The sequence below is a fragment of the Flavobacterium luminosum genome, assembly GCF_023635005.1.
In the GTDB taxonomy this organism is placed as follows: Bacteria; Bacteroidota; Bacteroidia; order Flavobacteriales; family Flavobacteriaceae; genus Flavobacterium; species Flavobacterium luminosum.
Map to the genome: position 1 here is coordinate 82,760 of NZ_JAMLJM010000006.1, position 18,815 is coordinate 101,574.

Annotated in this window: 15 protein-coding genes; 11 read left to right on the forward strand and 4 right to left on the reverse strand. The window is 33.0% G+C overall.

What is annotated here, in order from left to right:
- The first annotated feature begins 124 nt into the window (after positions 1-124).
- The 7 genes from NAT50_RS08975 (at position 125) to NAT50_RS09005 (ending at position 9,773) form a co-directional block, all read left to right on the forward strand.
- Positions 125-754 (forward strand): thymidine kinase, encoded by a 630-nt coding sequence (locus tag NAT50_RS08975; protein ID WP_250592935.1) that lies wholly within the window; start codon positions 125-127, stop codon positions 752-754.
- A gap of 5 nt (positions 755-759) precedes the next feature.
- A complete protein-coding gene (locus tag NAT50_RS08980) occupies positions 760-3,204 on the forward strand; it encodes a bifunctional UDP-N-acetylmuramoyl-tripeptide:D-alanyl-D-alanine ligase/alanine racemase (protein ID WP_250592936.1) in 2,445 nt (814 codons plus the stop codon).
- Positions 3,205-3,263: 59 nt separating this feature from the next.
- Positions 3,264-3,635 (forward strand): large conductance mechanosensitive channel protein MscL, encoded by a 372-nt coding sequence (gene mscL, locus NAT50_RS08985; protein ID WP_250592937.1) that lies wholly within the window; start codon positions 3,264-3,266, stop codon positions 3,633-3,635.
- 137 nt (positions 3,636-3,772) lie between these two features.
- Positions 3,773-4,762: an aspartate-semialdehyde dehydrogenase gene (locus tag NAT50_RS08990; protein ID WP_250592938.1), complete on the forward strand. Its 990-nt coding sequence runs from the start codon at positions 3,773-3,775 to the stop codon at positions 4,760-4,762.
- A gap of 69 nt (positions 4,763-4,831) precedes the next feature.
- On the forward strand, positions 4,832-5,182 hold the full coding sequence (locus NAT50_RS08995; RefSeq protein ID WP_250592939.1) for a hypothetical protein: 351 nt from the start codon (positions 4,832-4,834) through the stop codon (positions 5,180-5,182).
- Between the two features lie 128 nt (positions 5,183-5,310).
- The gene (locus NAT50_RS09000) at positions 5,311-7,515 is read left to right on the forward strand and encodes a TonB-dependent receptor (protein ID WP_250592940.1); all 2,205 of its coding nucleotides are present in this window, start codon (positions 5,311-5,313) and stop codon (positions 7,513-7,515) included.
- A 131-nt stretch (positions 7,516-7,646) separates the two neighbouring features.
- Positions 7,647-9,773 carry a prolyl oligopeptidase family serine peptidase gene (locus NAT50_RS09005; protein WP_250592941.1) on the forward strand — a complete coding sequence of 709 codons (2,127 nt, stop codon included), beginning with the start codon at positions 7,647-7,649 and terminating at the stop codon, positions 9,771-9,773.
- Between the two features lie 70 nt (positions 9,774-9,843).
- On the opposite strand, the gene NAT50_RS09010 is transcribed toward NAT50_RS09005, so the two are convergent.
- A complete protein-coding gene (locus NAT50_RS09010; RefSeq protein ID WP_250592942.1) occupies positions 9,844-10,260 on the reverse strand; it encodes a thiol-disulfide oxidoreductase DCC family protein in 417 nt (138 codons plus the stop codon).
- 1 nt (position 10,261) lies between these two features.
- Positions 10,262-12,430, reverse strand: coding sequence for an endonuclease MutS2 (locus NAT50_RS09015; protein ID WP_250592943.1), 2,169 nt, complete (start codon positions 12,428-12,430; stop codon positions 10,262-10,264).
- Positions 12,431-12,511: 81 nt separating this feature from the next.
- On the opposite strand from NAT50_RS09015, the gene ung reads away from it, so the two are divergent.
- Positions 12,512-13,183 (forward strand): uracil-DNA glycosylase, encoded by a 672-nt coding sequence (ung, locus tag NAT50_RS09020; RefSeq protein WP_250592944.1) that lies wholly within the window; start codon positions 12,512-12,514, stop codon positions 13,181-13,183.
- On the opposite strand, the gene NAT50_RS09025 is transcribed toward ung, so the two are convergent.
- Both NAT50_RS09025 and NAT50_RS09030 read right to left on the reverse strand, forming a co-directional pair.
- Positions 13,184-14,128: a transglutaminase-like domain-containing protein gene (locus NAT50_RS09025; RefSeq protein ID WP_250592945.1), complete on the reverse strand. Its 945-nt coding sequence runs from the start codon at positions 14,126-14,128 to the stop codon at positions 13,184-13,186.
- Positions 14,129-14,156: 28 nt separating this feature from the next.
- Positions 14,157-15,002 carry a substrate-binding domain-containing protein gene (locus NAT50_RS09030; RefSeq protein WP_250592946.1) on the reverse strand — a complete coding sequence of 282 codons (846 nt, stop codon included), beginning with the start codon at positions 15,000-15,002 and terminating at the stop codon, positions 14,157-14,159.
- A gap of 359 nt (positions 15,003-15,361) precedes the next feature.
- On the opposite strand from NAT50_RS09030, the gene NAT50_RS09035 reads away from it, so the two are divergent.
- The 3 genes from NAT50_RS09035 to NAT50_RS09045 all read left to right on the forward strand — a co-directional run bounded on the left by NAT50_RS09035 (position 15,362) and on the right by NAT50_RS09045 (position 18,811).
- Complete coding sequence (locus NAT50_RS09035) at positions 15,362-15,781, forward strand: transposase-like zinc-binding domain-containing protein (protein WP_250592947.1); 420 nt, start codon at positions 15,362-15,364, stop codon at positions 15,779-15,781.
- 91 nt (positions 15,782-15,872) lie between these two features.
- Positions 15,873-17,252: a porin gene (locus NAT50_RS09040; RefSeq protein WP_250592948.1), complete on the forward strand. Its 1,380-nt coding sequence runs from the start codon at positions 15,873-15,875 to the stop codon at positions 17,250-17,252.
- A 20-nt stretch (positions 17,253-17,272) separates the two neighbouring features.
- A complete protein-coding gene (locus NAT50_RS09045; protein WP_250592949.1) occupies positions 17,273-18,811 on the forward strand; it encodes an MFS transporter in 1,539 nt (512 codons plus the stop codon).
- Positions 18,812-18,815: the final 4 nt, after the last annotated feature.

The following is an 18,815-nucleotide window of genomic DNA, read 5'->3' on the forward strand; positions in this document are numbered from 1 at the left end:
GTTTAAATGATGTTTTTTTTAATAACTTTCTTAAATATACTATTTATAGCAATACTTTTTTGATAATTTTGTTCTGTTACAAAGTAATAAAAACTATTCTTTTTTATCGTCATAAAATTAAAAAATGTTTCTTGAAAATACAGTAAATCATAAAGAACAATTTGGATGGATTGAAGTGATCTGTGGATCAATGTTTTCGGGCAAAACCGAAGAATTAATCCGTAGGTTGAAGCGGGCTCAATTTGCCAAACAAAAAGTAGAAATCTTTAAGCCTTCTATAGATACTCGTTACGATGATGAAATGGTAGTTTCACACAATAAAAACGAAATTCGTTCGACTCCAGTTCCTGCTGCGGCTAATATCAGAATTTTAGCCCAAGGATGTGATGTGATTGGAATTGATGAAGCACAATTTTTTGACGATGAAATAGTGGCTGTTTGCAATGATTTGGCCAATAGCGGAATAAGAGTTATTGTTGCTGGATTGGATATGGATTTTAAAGGCAATCCTTTTGGTCCTATGCCGGCTTTAATGGCTACAGCCGAATACGTTACAAAAGTTCATGCGGTTTGCACTCGTACAGGAAATTTAGCCCATTATAGTTTCAGAAAATCGGCTAGTGACAGTTTGGTACTTTTGGGTGAAACGGAAGAATACGAGCCATTGAGTCGTGCGGCATATTTTAATGCCATGAGAAACAATATGGAGGTGATTGACGAAGAAATAATAAAAAACAATAACCCCGAAAATTAGAGGCAATGAGTATAACGCTTCAAAACATTATCCAAAGTATCCAGGCTAAACCCAACGGTAAAATAGCTTTAGAAACAATTGATAATGTCTCTATAGATAGCCGGTCATTACAAAATAACAGCAAAACACTTTTTTTTGCCTTAGTTGGTCCAAATAATGACGCGCATACTTACATCAACGATTTGATAGCAAAAGGAGTTCGCTTCTTTGTTGTTAATTATATACCCGAAAATTTAGATTCTAAAGCGGTTTTTTTAGTAGTTGAAGATACTTTAAAAGCCCTTCAGGATTTTGCGGCTTATTATCGTAATCTGTTTTCTTTTCCAGTGATAGGAATTACTGGAAGTAACGGAAAAACGATTGTTAAGGAATGGTTGAATTTCTTATTGAGTCCTGATTACAATATTATCAGAAGCCCTAAAAGCTATAATTCGCAAGTAGGAGTGCCTTTGTCGGTTATTGGAATCAATGAGAATCATAATTTTGGAATTTTCGAAGCAGGAATTTCTAAAGTTGGAGAAATGGAACGTTTGCAACGAATTATTAAACCAACCATTGGAATTTTAACGAATATTGGATCGGCACATGACGAAGGTTTTTTAAATATTTCACAGAAAATAAAAGAAAAACTGGCATTATTTACCGATGTTCAAGTGTTAATTTTGAATAAGAATAAGACCATAGAAGCTTTTTTAAAACCAAATGTGAAAACATTCACATGGAGCACTCAGGATAAAAAAGCGGATGTTTTTATTCAGAAGAAAACCTTTGAAGATTATTCAGAACTTAGAATTTCAAGAAAAGATATTTGTTTTACCATAGATATTCCATTTACTGATGAAGCATCCGTAGAAAACAGTTTGCATTGTGTATTAACGATGCTGTATCTTGAATATTCAACAGAAGTTATTGTTGCAAGAGTTAAAGAGTTGTATCCGGTTGAAATGCGTTTGAAAGTTAAAAACGGAATTAATAATTGCACTTTAATTGATGATAGTTATAGTTCAGATTTCCAATCACTTAAAATAGCTTTAGATTTTTTAGAAAATCAAAAAAAACATAAAAAAAGAACGTTGATTTTATCGGATATTTTTCAGTCGGGACTAGCCGAAGAAGAATTATATTCTAAAGTTTCTCAACTCATTATTTCCAATAAAATAAGTCGTGTTTTTTGTATTGGGGAAACAGTTTCTCGATTCAAACATAAATTCATCAACGCTACTTCATTCCTTGGTACTGAGGATTTCATTAAAGCATTTGAAAACTTACAATTCTCAGATGAAACTATTCTAATTAAAGGTTCTCGTCAGTTTGAGTTTGAGCATATCGTTTCGCTTTTAGAGGAAAAAACACATGAAACGGTTTTAGAGATTAATCTAAACGCAATCAGTCACAACTTGAATTATTTTAAATCGAAACTTAAACCAGAAACCAAGTTAATGGTAATGGTGAAAGCGTTTGGTTACGGAAGTGGAAGTTTTGAAATTGCGAAATTGTTAGCGCATCATCAAGTTGATTATTTAGGAGTAGCTTTTGCCGATGAAGGTATCGATTTGCGCAAAGAAGGTATTGATTTGCCAATCATGGTGATGAATCCTGAAATGACGAGTTTTCAACTGATGTTACAATACCATTTGGAGCCAGAGATATATAGTATACGAGTGTTGAAGGCTTTCTTAAAAGCGGTGGAAGAAAAACAATTGGATGAATACCCAATTCACATCAAAATTAATACAGGAATGAATCGCTTGGGATTTGATCCAGAAATGTTACCTGAATTGGTTTCAATTCTAAAAAATACTCAAAGGGTAAAAGTCAAAAGTATTTTGTCGCATTTAGCGTCTAGCGATGTGCCTTCACACCATGAATTTACGCTACAACAAATTGCTTCGTTCGAGAGAGATTCATCTTTTTTAATCCAAGAACTTTCTATAGATCCGATTCGTCATATTTGCAATACTTCTGGAATCAGTAATTATCCTAACGCACAGTACGATATGGTTCGTTTGGGTATTGGCTTGTATGGAGTTTCCAACGAAGAGGAAGAACAGCAAATGTTAGAAAATGTAGGAACGTTAAAATCTATAATTTCCCAAATAAGAACTATAGAGGCAGGAGAAAGTGTTGGGTATTCCCGAAGATTTGTCGCGATGAAAACAACTAGAGTAGCGACAATTCCAATTGGATATGCCGATGGAATATCGAGACATTGGGGTAATGGTGTGGGATATGTTACAATCAATGGGAAAGCGGCAACTATAATTGGAAGTGTTTGTATGGACATGCTTATGGCAGATGTAACAGATATTCCTTGTTTGGAAGGTAGTGAAGTAATTATTTTTGGTAAAAATCCATCAGTAACTACAATAGCTAATGCTACTAAAACTATTCCTTATGAAATTTTAACTAGTATTTCTTTGAGGGTGAAAAGGATGTTTTATAGAGAATAGTAAATTAGTAGAAAAAGTTTATTTTAGCATTACATTAAATAACTAATAAAATTAAAATTATGGGATTTTTATCAGAATTTAAAGATTTTGCCATGAAAGGCAATGTGGTTGATTTAGCAATTGGGGTGATTATTGGAGGTGCTTTTGGAAAAATTGTCAGTTCATTAATAGAAGATGTTATTACTCCTTTGTTACTTAAACCTGCATTGGAAGCTGCTCATTTAACAAAAATAGAAGAATTGACAGCTTTTGGCGGAGTTAAATATGGAGTTTTTCTTTCTTCGGTAATCAATTTTGTAATTGTAGCTTTTATTTTATTCTTGATTATTAAAGGAATGAATAGAATTAAAAAACCGGAAGCTCCAGCCGCACCAGCAGGTCCAACACAAGAGCAATTGTTGACTGAAATTAGAGATTTGCTAAAAAAATAAATTTCTCAGAATATTCAAAAGCCCCCATGTAGTCGGGGCTTTTTTATTTATATAACAATTTGTTAAATTTTGTTAAGTCCTTTTTAAATATCAAATATTAACTATTTTTGTTATAAATTTTAAATAGATAAAATAAGATGAAAGTAGCCGTTGTTGGAGCTACCGGTATGGTAGGTGAAGTAATGCTTCAGGTATTAGCGGAGAGAAATTTTCCGGTAACAGAATTAATACCAGTTGCTTCTGAGAGATCTGTAGGAAACGAGATTGAATTCAAAGGAAGTAAGTACAAAGTGGTGGGGATGCAAACGGCTATTGATATGAAACCTGAAATAGCAATATTTTCCGCTGGTGGCGATACTTCAAAAGAGTGGGCTCCCAAATTTGCAGAAGTAGGTACAACGGTTATTGATAACTCATCTGCTTGGAGAATGGATCCAACCAAAAAATTAGTAGTGCCGGAAATCAATGCTTCAGTTTTAACAAAAGAAGATAAAATCATCGCTAATCCAAATTGCTCAACCATTCAAATGGTAATGGTCTTGTCTCCATTGCATAAAGAGTTCGGCATAAAAAGGGTAGTGGTTTCTACCTATCAGTCAATTACTGGAACAGGCGTTAAAGCGGTTCGTCAGCTAGAAAATGAGTACGAAGGTATTCAAGGAGAAATGGCTTATAAATATCAAATTCATCGTAATGCGATTCCTCAATGTGATGTTTTCGAGGAAAACGATTATACTAAAGAGGAAATGAAATTGGTTCGAGAAACTCAAAAAATATTAGATGACAAAAGTATAGCCGTAACAGCAACCGCAGTAAGAATACCGGTTGTTGGAGGTCATAGTGAATCTGTGAATGTAGAATTTGAGAAAGATTTTGACGTTGCAACCGTACGCAAAATTTTACATTATACGCCTGGAGTTACCGTTCAGGATAATGTAGATACATTTACTTTTCCGATGCCTTTGTATGCACAAGGTAAAGACGATGTTTTTGTAGGTCGCATTCGCCGAGATGAAAGTCAACCTAATACCTTAAATATGTGGATTGTCGCTGATAATTTGCGTAAGGGTGCTGCTACTAATGCGGTGCAAATTGCAGAATATTTAGTAGCAAACCAGTTGGTTTAAAAGTAAAAAACAAATCCGTTTGATAAAAAAAATTAAACGGATTTATTTTTATTATATATTTGCGACCGAATGAATAAGAAATTTACCCTTTTTAATTTTTCTCTGGTTGTAGTAGTCCTTTTCGGAGTGCTATTTCAATCTATTCATTCCTTCGAACATTTGGTAGAGCAATTATCCAAGGAACATTGCCATCACAAATACCATAAAGATAAAACGGAATTTTCGCATGCGCATGATGATTTTGACGATTGTTTTGTTTGCGAATATTCTTTTAGTAACTACATTCAAACAGAGTTTTTTACTTTCAAGTTTAAAATTCCTGTCTACAATACTACCGGTTTGTTTGGTTACGGTGAAAAATTAGTTTTTTTCTCTGGTAGTTCTCTAAATTCACGTGGCCCACCTCATTTTATTGTTTAGTTTTTATATTATCTATCGGATTTCTATTTATAGATCTCCCGATTCTTTTGTTTAAACAATAATTGTAAGTTTAAAGTTAACATTCGATTGCGTTTGTAAACTTTTAACTTACGCAAGAATTCTATTCAATGAAATCAATTTTTTACGCATTATTTTTAGGGCTTTGCATTTTTGCGAATGCTCAGAATAAACTATCGGGTACAGTTACCGATGAAAATAAAAATACACTGGAAAATGTTATCGTTTCTATTCCAGAATTACACAAAGAAACAAAGACCAATGCTCAAGGAGTTTATGAGTTAAGTAATCTTCCTTCAGGAAGTTTTGCTGTTATATTTACACATGCTGATTATGATTCGAATACTTCAACAGTAAAATTGAATCAATCAGAAATTGCACTTGACATTACATTAACAGAGGCACATACTCATCATATTGATGAAGTAATTATTTCTACGGTTTTCAACAAAATGCAATCTCAAAATGTGATGAAAGTTGAAAATAAGAAGATTAAAGATTTTGAACAAAAAGGAGTTACTTCCTTAGTAGAAGGATTAGCTACTATTCCTGGTGTATCTAATGTTTCTACTGGTACTTCGATTGGTAAACCCGTAATTCGTGGTTTGAGCGGGAATCGTGTTTTAATATACACACAAGGTGTTCGCCTTGAAAACCAACAGTTTGGAGAAGAACATGGATTAGGATTAAATGATTCTGGAATTGAAAGTGTAGAAGTAATAAAAGGGCCTGCATCTTTATTGTATGGTTCGGATGCTTTGGGAGGTGTGTTGTATTTTAACCCAGAAAAATTTGCCAATGCTAATTCATATAGTGCCGATTTGAGTCAAAAGTTTTTTAGTAACACATTGGGAAGTAGTACACAGTTCGGATTGAAAACGTCTTCTGAAAATTGGAAATTTTTGGTAAGAGGTGGTTATAATACGCACGCAGATTATAAGTTACCTGATGGCAATAGAGTGACCAATACTCGTTTTGAAGAAACCGATTTTAAAACAGGAATTAGTTATTCGAATAGTTCATTTTCAAGTACTTTCCGTTACAACGTCAACTTGATGAATTTGGGGTTACCAGAAGAACTAGGAGTAAATACTACTGTAAGAAATCCTGATTTTCCTCGTCAAGGAGTATTCAGTCAAATTGCTAGTTTACACAATAAATTCTACTTCAAGAATTCTAAATTAGATTTAGATTTAGGATACATTAGTAATGATCGTAAAGAATTTGAAGATTCTTTGCAACCAATTTTAGATATGGATTTGCAGACTTTTAATTTCGATGCAAAATACTATTTGCCTCATATTGGAAAGATCGAAACCATCGTAGGAGTACAAGGGATGTCACAAACCAATAAAAATTTTGGAGAAGAAATCTTGATTCCTAATGCTAAAACTAATGATATAGGAGCATTAATTACTTCTAATTATGAGTGGAAAAAGAATACAATTCAGTTAGGTGTTCGTTTTGATAACAGAAATATCAGCACCGAAACTCATGGTGTTGTAGGAGAAGAAGGCTACTTCAAAGCAATCGATAGAAATTTTAATAGTTTTAATGCGTCATTAGGTTATAAAACTTCAATTTCAGAAAAATTAACAGTACGATTAAACTTAGCGTCTGGATTCAGAGCTCCAAATTTGGCTGAATTGACTTCTAATGGTGTACACGAAGGAAGTAACAGATACGAGATTGGTAATGCCAATTTAAAAAACGAACAAAATATTCAAGCAGATTTAAATGTAGAATACGGAAACAAACATTTTGAATTTTTTGTAAACGGATTTTACAATAAAATCAATAATTATATTTTTATTTCTCCCAACGGAAGTGTAATCGATGATAATGATGTGTACGATTATGTTCAGGCTAATGCTAACTTATATGGAGGAGAAGCCGGAGTGCATTTTCACCCTCATCCAATGGATTGGTTACACGTAACAAGTAGCTTTGAAAGTGTGATTGGAAAGAGAGAAAGTGGAGAATACTTGCCTTTAATCCCTTCTAATAAATGGAGTAACACCATAAAAACAGAACTGAAATGGAACGGATTCAAAGAAGGTTATTTCTCATTAAACTTAGATACCTTTTTTGCGCAAAATAATGTTGGTGAATTTGAAACTTCAACCAGTGAATATAGTTTACTTAACCTAGGTTTTGGAGGAATTGTTAGTTGGAATACGTTTAAATTTTCTTTGAATTTGAGTGCCAATAATGTTTTAGACCGAAATTATATATCTCATTTATCACGTTTAAAAGCGGATGGAATTTCAAACATGGGAAGAAATTTTGTAGTTGGTTTAAAATTCAATTTATAGTTAAGAAACTATTTTATTTTAACGAAATACTAACATTTCAATGTTTATTTTTGTTAAAAATGAAATATGCATCAATGAGTCATTTTTATAAATGGCTCATTGTTTTTTAATAAATAGTCAACCAATCAAAAATGAAACAATTAGTAACAACTTTAGCTATCGCCATTTCATTAACGGCAATGGCGCAGTCTAAGAAACCTATTAAAGGAATGAAGTATCCTGTGACCAAGAAAGTAGTACAGACAGATGAGTATTTCGGAACAAAAATTGAAGATCCTTACCGATGGTTAGAGGACGATCGATCTCCAGAAACAGAAGCCTGGGTGAAAGAACAAAACAAAATCACATACGGGTATTTAGATCAAATTCCTTATCGTAAAGCTTTGAAAGAACGTTTGGAGAAAATGTGGAACTACGAAAAAATTGGTTCTCCTTTTACGGAAGGAAATTATACCTATTATTACAAAAATAATGGTTTACAAAATCAATCGGTTTTGTATCGTAAAGATCAAGCGGGTAAGGAAGAGGTTTTCCTAGATCCTAATACTTTTTCCAAAGATGGAACTACTTCGTTAGGAAATATTAATTTTTCAGAAGACGGATCTAAAGTTGCTTACGGAATCTCTGTTGGTGGTTCTGATTGGAGAAAATTTATTATTATGGAAGCGGCTTCCAAAAAAATCTTGGAAGACACTATCGTGGATGTTAAATTTAGTGGGGTATCATGGTATAAAAACGAAGGTTTCTACTACTCAAGTTATGATAAACCACAAGGAAGTGAACTATCTGCGAAAACAGACCAACACAAATTGTATTATCATAAATTAGGTACTTCGCAGAAAGAAGATAAAGTTGTTTTCGGATTGGATCAAAAACGTCGTTATGTGGGTGGACTAGTAACGGAGGATAATAAATATTTAATCATTTCTGCTGCAAATTCAACTTCTGGTGGAGAGTTGTATATCAAAGATTTGACACAAGAGAACAGTCCAATTGTTACTATTTTAGATAATTTTGATACGGATACAGATTTCTTAGATAATGTGGGAGATCAATTATATTTTGTTACGAACCTAAATGCGCCTAACAAAAAAATTGTGATGATTGATGCTAAAAATCCTGCTGTTGCCAATTGGAAAACCATCATCGAAGAAACAGAAAACGTATTAAATCCTTCTACGGGTGGTGGTTCTATTTTTGCTAATTATATGAAAGATGCAGTTTCTATGGTAAAACAATTTGATTATCAAGGTAATTTAATTAGAACAATCGATTTACCGGGTGTAGGAACTGCAGGAGGTTTTGTAGGAAAAAGAGCGGAAGAAGTACTTTATTTTTCTTTTTCAAATTACTTTACTCCAGGTAGCATTTATAGCTTTAACGTGAAAAGTGGAGTTTCTGCTGTATATCAAAAACCTAAAGTAGATTTCAAATCGGAAGATTATGAATCTAAACAGATTTTTTATACTTCTGCTGATGGAACAAAAATCCCAATGATTATCACTTACAAAAAAGGAACAAAATTAGACGGAAAAAATCCTACCATGTTATATGGTTATGGAGGCTTTAATGTTAGTTTGACTCCTTCTTTTAGTATTGCCAATGCATTATGGTTAGAAAATGGAGGAATTTATGCCGTTGCTAATTTGAGAGGTGGTGGAGAATACGGTAAAAAATGGCATAATGCGGGTACGCAAATGCAAAAACAAAATGTTTTTGATGATTTTATAGCAGCTGCAGAATATTTAATTGCTAATAAATATACTTCAAAACAATATTTAGCAATCAGAGGTGGTTCTAACGGAGGTTTGTTAGTTGGAGCGTGTATGACCCAACGTCCTGATTTGTTTAGAGTAGCTTTACCTGCTGTTGGAGTATTGGATATGTTGCGTTACCATACATTCACAGCAGGTGCAGGTTGGGCTTACGATTATGGAACTGCTGAACAATCAAAAGAAATGTTTGAATATATTAAGAAATATTCACCGGTTCATAATGTTAAAAAAGGAGTGCAATATCCGGCCACTATGGTCACTACAGGGGATCATGATGATCGTGTGGTACCTGCACATAGTTTTAAATTTGCTGCCGAATTACAAGAAAAGCAAACTGGAGCAAATCCTACTCTTATCCGTATTGATATTAATGCTGGACATGGAGCTGGAAAATCGGTTGCCGCATCAATACAAGAAAATGTAGATATACAAGCATTTACCTTATTTAATATGGGTTTTACATCGTTACCTATTAAAAAGTAAATCCAATAGATTAATAAAAAAAGACTAAGTTGTTACTTAGTCTTTTTTTATGGTTTTAAATTTTTACTAATTATTCTAAAAATTTAGCTTTTAATTCAGGAGTAGGAATCCAACACGACTCCTTTTTTCCGTACCATTTATAACGATTTTTTGCGATGTAATCATATAAAACATCTCGTAGTGCATTGGGGATAATTCTAAAAATGAGAGTATAGTTAAAGAAATTACTTAAATGTTTAGCAATTTGTAACACTGCTCCAGACTTGTAATAATAAGCCACACCAGGTTCATACAATACTATACTGTCTATTTTTTTATCTGAAATACCTAAATATTTAAGAATATCTTGACCAAGTTTTGATTGTAACGGTACAAAACGAAAAATATCTTTTTTATCGTGTTTTATAATGTATTGCACTGAAGAATTACATAAATTACATAATCCATCAAACAAAATTATTTTTTTATCTTTTGGTAAACTTTCCATATTATTTAGGTTGGATGTATTCTAGTTGATCTAAACTCACTTTTGATGTAAAAATACCGTAGTTTACGGTAGCTTTATTTTTTTCAATAGCATCAATAGTACCAATAGATTTGCCATCTATCATTCGTACACGATCACCTACCTTAAGTATTACTTTAGGTTTGTTTTCTTCTTCTATTTTTGCTTTCAGTTTCTTTTCCTTTTTTTCTTTTCGGATTTCTTCAACTTTTTCTTTTACTTCAGCAACAATTTGTTTTTCAATTGTTTCCTTGACTTTCTTTTCTTTTACGGTTAATTTTTTACGTTTAGAATTTTCAATTTCAACCATTTTAAGGAATTCGCCAATCAATTCTTTTTTATTCTTGTTATTGAAATATTTCTCGGAAATATCATCAATTTTTTGCCCCATATAAATCAGACGTTGATTAGCATCATACAATTCCTGGTAACGTTCTAATTTTTCCTGAATTTTAGCATTAATCGTTTCCATTTTCTTGCTCTCTTCACGGGCTTTGTTTTCTTCTTCTTTTAAATTTAAAGAAGTTTTTTCAAGTTTAGAGCGTTCCTTTTGCAAGGAAGCAATGGTTTTGTCAAAACGAACTTTGCCGCCTTCAATTTTTTTCTTAGCACGATTAATTAACCCAAAAGGAATGCCGTTTTTTTGAGCTACTTCAAAAGTAAACGAACTACCAGCTTGTCCTAAAACTAATTTAAACATGGGTTCTAATGTTTTTTCATCAAAAAGCATATTCGCATTAGTGGCACAAGGAAGTTCGTTTGCAAGAATTTTCAAATTAGAATAATGTGTCGTGATAATACCGAAGGCTTCACGGTGATAAAATTCCTCTAAAAAAACTTCGGCCAATGCTCCTCCTAATTCAGGATCAGAACCAGTACCAAATTCATCGATTAAAAACAAAGTTTTAGAATTACATTTCTTCAAGAAATAATTCATGTTCTTCAATCGGTAACTGTATGTACTCAAATGATTTTCAATAGATTGGTTGTCTCCGATATCGGTCATAATTCGATCGAAAAGACAAGTTTCACTACGTTCATGAACAGGAATTAATAATCCTGATTGAAGCATTAATTGAAGTAACCCCACAGTTTTCATCGATATGGTCTTTCCTCCCGCATTGGGTCCCGAAATAACAATAATTCTATTTTCTTGATTGAATTCAAAGGTTTGTGGATATGTAGTTTGCCCTTTTTCTTTATTAGTTATATACAGAATAGGGTGGTAGGCCTCTCGAAGATAAACTCTTCTTTCTTGAGTGATTCGAGGTAAAATACCATTAATTTTTCTGGCATATTTGGCTTTGGCAGCAATAACATCAATATCCGTTAAGAAATCTTGGTACTGTACTAACAAAGGCAAATAGGGACGAATCGTATTGGTTAATGATTTTAAAATCTTAATAATTTCTTCCCGTTCTTCATATTCTAAATTGGCCAATTCTCGAGAGTATCTTAACGTAGCTTCAGGCTCAATATAAGCGATACTTCCAGTCTTAGAACTGCCTAAAATAGAACCTTTTACTTTACGACGATACATCGCTAAAACTGCTAAAACACGTCTGTTTTCAACAACTGTCTCTCTAATTTCGTCTAAATAACCCAAAGCGTTATATTGGCTTAATGCCATCCCAAAACTCTGATTTACTTTTCCTCTCACCACATTAATATCTCTCCTGATATTCAAGAGATCGGGAGAAGCATCATCTTTAATTTCACCGTATTTGTCTAAAACACTTTCGATGGCTTTAGTAATGTCTTTGGTGATTTCAATAGCACTAGATTTTAAATACAACGAAGGATAATAATCTTCAAATTTCTTTAGAAATAATAGTAAAGTATTAGCATTTTCAGAAATAGAATGAATCTTTTTGAAACTCGCTAGTTCTAAGAAACTATCTTCAATGCCAAGAAATTTTATTTCATTTGTTATCGGCTCAAAACCATGATTTGGCAAAGCATTATTATTATCGAAAGAGGAACGGTACTCAGAGGTTTGCAGTAACGATTGCATTAATTCCTCTTCACTTTTTATAGGTGTAATGGTGAGCACTTTTTCGGCTCCCAATTCGGTTACACAACGTTCCGAAATGGTTTCCAACACCGTTTGAAATTGTAAATCTTGTAGCGTTTTATTATTTATTGAAATCATTTTTAATTACTAAAATGTCAAAGTTACAAAGAATAGGAGAAGCAATAGTCCAATCTGACTATATTTGCAAAAAAATAACAAATGTTACCTTATAATTTAGATGCTTCTTGGAAATCTTTCTTTGAGACCGAACAGCATAAAGAATATTTTGAAAAGTTGATGATTCAAGTGGAAAATGAATACAATCATGATATTTGCTTTCCTCCAAAAGAATTAATTTTTAATGCATTTGTTATTTGTCCGTTGAATGATTTAAAAATTGTCATCATTGGTCAAGACCCTTATCACGGAGAAGGAGAGGCAAATGGATTGTGTTTTTCTGTCAACGATGGTGTAGCCATTCCACCTTCTTTAAAAAATATTTTCACTGAAATTAACCTTGAATACGATAGGGTTTTCTTTCCTACTTCAGGAAATTTAGAGCGTTGGGCAAAACAAGGCGTTTTATTGCTTAACGCTTCATTGACCGTTAGAAAGGATCAGGCCAATAGTCATAAGCATTTAAATTGGAATACTTTCACTGATAATGCAATTCGGTTTATTTCTGAAAATACTGAAAATACCGTTTTTCTTCTGTGGGGAAGTTATGCACAAAAAAAAGGAGCCAAAATTGACCGAAATAAACACTTAGTTTTAGAAACTGGACATCCTTCACCTTTAAGTGCTAATAGAGGATTATGGTTTGGCAATAATCATTTTAATAGTGCTAACGATTACTTATTGGTTCATGGTAGAAAGCCTATAGAATGGTAATTAATTATTTAAGGTTAGTTGTCCCAAAATAGTTTCGCTCATGAATTGTCCACCAGGATAATAGGCGGTGTAATCTAGATTTAACCAAATTTGTCCGTGTTCATCAATATGGTAATGTATTTTTTTTCCTTTGCTTTCTTCTTTAAAAAGTACATTTCGAATAAGATAAACTATATTTTCTAAATCCCTTTGGGTTCCTATTAGCATTTCCGGGTAAATATGAGCATCGGTATGAATTAATCTCGGAACACCACCAACTGCTTTTATACCAGCAGCCATAAGGACGGCATGATCATCACAATCACCAGAAAAATGTTGTAAAGATTCTGAAGCAGAAGCGATATAGTTATTACCTAATGGATCGTTGACATAATTCCAGTGTGTTTTTATTTCTTTAAATACGGCAAAACACTGAATAATTGTTCGATATTCTCTGTACCCTTTCATTCTTTTTACATCTGTAAAATGCTTGGTGGTGGCATATAGGGCAAAGTTTCTCACTTTTGGATTTTGAAAATCAATAGACTTCAAAACCTTGAATTTATTAGGGAAAGGCAGTAGTTTACCAATGATAATATCTTGCGGATATGGATTATCCCCCATGGTGTAAACCATCGATCTATAATCGTCATAAACCCTATAAAAGCTATAGGTGCCAAAAAGAGTCCCGTAGATTAAAATGATGAAATAGCAAAAAATACCAATAATAAGATATTTTTTGATGCTATGTAAGATTAGCTGATAGACTATTAGTATGAAAATAAAAAGTAAAATTCGGTCAATAGGAATTTTAAAATCGGTTTCTTTAAGATTTTGATGCGCGATTATAAAAGTTGGTATTGCCAATAAGACATTCAAAAGAAAAATGACCACAGTATCCCAAGGCTTTGGCAAAGAAAGCTTGTCTTTATAGTGAATATAATTTTTTTGGAAAATTGTAGTCATTTTTACTTTAAACGATAGACCAATTGACTTATTTTATTGCCTTTTCGTAAGATATTTTATTTTCGATTAAATTTAAATCAAACAATTTATTTTGTACCAAATTAAAGGTGTTTTTATCCAGTTGTTTCTGAGACCAACGAGTTAATCTCAACCATTCTTGAATATCTTCTAGTTTTTGATTGTATCGAGATGCCAATGTTCTGTCGATACTAGGAATTTCTTTAAATTCTATGGTTGTATTATTGATGATTTCTAAAATTAGTTCAACAGTTGACTCGTTATTCAATAAAAATTCATTACGAACAGCAATTACAAAGCAAGGCCAAGGAGTAGGGCAGTCAGCTATTCTGCGGAATGTTCCCTGATCTACTAACGGTTTTGTTGTAAATCGTTCCCACATGAAGTAATCGGCTTTACCGGATGAAAGCGATTCAACGGCACCATCGATATTGTTAACTACTTCAAACGGTAGCGTCTTGGTATCCCAATTTTGGTTTTGAGCATTGATAAAACTCATAAGGTGTGAGCCGGAACCTAATCTCGATATTGCTGCTTTCTTACCTTCTAAATCAGAAAGTTGTTTGAAATTTGATTTAGCATCTACGTGAATACCCCAAATTAAAGGAGATTCTACAAAAACTTGTACAATACTACAATCATTACCCGCAGCGATGTCTTTGATAACTCCTTCAGTAAGAAGAATAGAAATATCGGCCTCATTTTCTTTCAGCATTTGACACATTTTACCGGTACCTTCAGGAACATCGGTCCACTGTAAATCGATACCAACTTCATCAAATTCACCATTTTCAATACACAAATGCCAAGGAAGATTAAAATGTTCAGGAACACCAACAATTTTTACAGTTTTCATGAGGAGAAATAAATTATTTGCTAAGATAAGAAGAGATATTCATTATCGAAATTATTAAGCTACAAAAGCGAAAATTATACCATTTCTATTGATTCAATATTTTCTGGAATGAATCTTTACGATTTAATAATCAAGAATTACTCTCGTTTGGTTATCATTTTTCAGATGAAAATTATGGTTTATTTTAACTAAGTTCGAGAGGTCTTAATTTTGAACAAAAACACTTTTATTGTGTTTTATATAAATTTTTAAAATAATAATTATGTTTATTGAAAAAAAATAATGGTATAATTATATATAATATATTTTATTTATGTATATATTTGCTAAATAAGTATATTTATGCAAAAATTATATATATGGAAATTCCAGCATGCCCTAAATGTCAAAGTATAAATATTGTAAAGAGCGGTATTATCAAAGAAAGACAACGTTATTTATGTAAATCGTGTCATTATTTTTTTACCGTCAACAAAATAGGAAAAAAAATAGACGATTATTATGTTACTAAAGCATTACAATTGTATCTAGAAGGCCTTAGTTACAGAGAAATAGAGCGAATTATTGGTGTTTCACATGTTTCTATTAGTAACTGGGTAAAAGAATTTAAAATAAAGAAACCGCCTCACCCAAATTACCATCCCACCTATAAAATTTTTAACCACACAGAACTTTTAGAGTATCTTAAAAATAAAGACAAATTATCTGGAGCCGGCATGATTATTACAGAACTAGGGGATAAGTTTATGATGATAAAATGGGAACGATTTAAAGACTAACTATATACTTTACAGAACTATATATTAAAAAAATACTAATTCATTTCTATTTAAGAATATTGTAACAACAAAAACAACAAAATACTTAAATATGAAAAGAATTCGATTAACAGTTTCCGCCTTACTATTTTCTTTGTGCGGAATGGCACAGGGTTCTACAGATTATGGTTCAGGTTTAAAATTTAATCTGAATGAAGATGGTTCAAAATACATGCGTTTTATTGCATGGAACCAGATTTGGTTTAGATCTTCCCAAATGAACCCCGGAACCATGATTGCAGACGAAGCTGCAACTACTAATACTGATATAGCTAACCGAAGACTTCGTCTTTTAGCCTATGCTCAAATTTCTAAGCGTTACATGATTGTCACCCATTTTGGGATTAATAACCAGACTTTTTCAAATGGTGGTGTTAATGGATCTTCTGGAACTGGAGGTTATGGCGCTGGAAAAAAACCTGGAATGTTTTTCCATGATGCTTGGAATGAATATGCTGTAGTACTACCTCAAGCAGATAAAAAATTCAGTATGAGCATCGGAGGTGGATTACACTATTACATGGGGTTATCAAGAATGACGATGGCTTCTACCTTAAATTTTTTAACTATTGATGCCCCAATATTCAACTGGCCTTTGATTGATAATGCCGATCAATTTGCACGTCAAATAGGTCTTTTTAGTAAAGGAAAATACGGCAAGTTAGAATATCGTTTCAGTTTGAATAAACCTTTTGCTACCAATTTAACACCTGTAAATGTTACAGACCCAAACAATGCAGTTGCCGTAGACAATAGCGGGAATACAAAATGGTCTAAAGCAGGTTACCTAGAATATCAATTCTTAGATCAAGAATCCAATTTATTGCCTTATAAAGTAGGAACTTATTTAGGTACCAAGAAAATATTTAATCTAGGAGCTGGTTTTTATACAGCCGCTGATGCTACTAGAACTTCAGTGAATGGAACTGTAGATAAACACGATATGAAGTTGTTTGCTGCGGATGCGTTTTTAGATCTTCCTATCGGCGAAGTATCCAAAAAAATGGCTATTTCGGCTTACAGTGTATTTTATAATTATGATTTCGGTCCTAACTATTTGAGAAACATTGGAATTATGAATGTAGGAATAGCTAATCCTTCATTCACAGGGAATCGTGCTTTGGCCGGTGTAGGAAATACACAACCCATGATTGGTACAGGATCAATTTGGTATACACAAGCTGGCTTTTTATTACCTACTAAAGCAGAAAAGCCAAAGTTAAGAGTACAGCCTTACGGATCTTACACTCACAAAGATTTTGAAGCATTGGACAAAGCAAGTTCTCAATTTGATTTAGGAGCTAACTTTTTCCTTGATGGGCATCACGCCAAAATTACTACTCAGTATTCTACTAGACCTATCTACACAGCAACCGACAAAATTGATGGTTCTAAAGGAGAATTCTTAGTGCAATTACAAATTTATTTATAAAACCAAAAACTATATTCAATATGAGCAATTCATCAAAAAAAGGAATTTGGAAAGTTATTTCAGCTTCCTCAATGGGTACCATGATCGAGTGGTATGATTTTTACATCTTCGGTAGTTTAGCCGTAGTATTATCAACTAAATTTTTCCCTTCAGATAATCCTACCGCAGCATTTTTGTCAACCTTGGCAACTTTCGCAGCTGGTTTTGTGGTTCGTCCTTTTGGTGCTCTCTTCTTTGGACGATTAGGAGATTTGATTGGAAGAAAGTATACTTTTATGGTTACTTTACTGCTTATGGGAGGCGCAACTTTTGTAATAGGTTGTATACCTAGTTATGAAACCATTGGTTTTTTAGCACCTGTTTTGGTTTTAATTCTTAGATTATTGCAAGGTTTAGCACTTGGTGGAGAATATGGAGGTGCCGCTACTTATGTAGCAGAACATGCTCCCAAAGGAGAAAGAGGGTATTGGACTGCTTGGATTCAGACCACTGCAACCGTAGGATTATTTGTTTCATTAGCGGTTATATTATTAACAAAATCATTATTGAGTAAAGAAGATTTTGATGCTTGGGGATGGAGAGTTCCGTTCTGGGTATCTATTTTAATGGTTTATGTATCTGTATTGATTCGAAAAAATATGCATGAATCACCAGAGTTTGCAAAAGCAAAAGCTGAAGGTAAAACGGCTACTAATCCACTAAAAGAAAGTTTTGGAAATAAATACAACCTAAAATTTGTTTTGTTAGCATTGTTCGGAGCTACTATGGGACAAGGTGTGGTATGGTATACAGGGCAATTTTATGCTATGAACTTCTTGAAAACGGTTCAGATGATTGATGCTTCTCAAGTTGAAATGTTGTTAGGAATTGCTTTAGTGCTAGGTACGCCATTCTTTATTGTATTCGGTTGGTTGAGTGATAAAATTGGTAGAAAAAACATCATGATGGCCGGTATGTTATTTGCCATTGTATTGTACAGACCAATCTACAAAAAAATGTATGAAACTACCGATTTGACTTTAAAAACAGAAGTAGCTGAAAAAACAAAAGTAGTAGCTTCTGCGAAAGTTATATCAGAAACTAAAATGGATTCAGTATATACTACTACTAGAGAGTTTACAGACGGTACAGTTTCAGAAGAAGTTAAAACCGTTCATTTAGAAAACGGAAAAGTAGTATTGGATGATAAAGGAAAAGAAAAAATAGAAACCGCAGTATCCAAAAAAATTAACAATGCCGACACTATTATGTTAGTCTTTTTAATTTTTGTTCAGGTAATTTTTGTTACTATGGTTTATGGTCCTATTGCTGCTTTCTTGGTTGAAATGTTCCCTGTAAAAATCAGATATACTTCGATGTCTCTTCCTTATCACGTGGGGAACGGAATCTTCGGAGGACTATTGCCTGCTATTTCTACCTATTTTGTGACCAATGCGAAAGAAGCTGGAAATCCAGAATTTTACCTTGAAGGATTGTGGTATCCAATTATCATTGCTGCTGTATCTTTCGTCATCGGAATGATTTATATTGATAGAAAAATTAATACTTTACACGAATAAATTA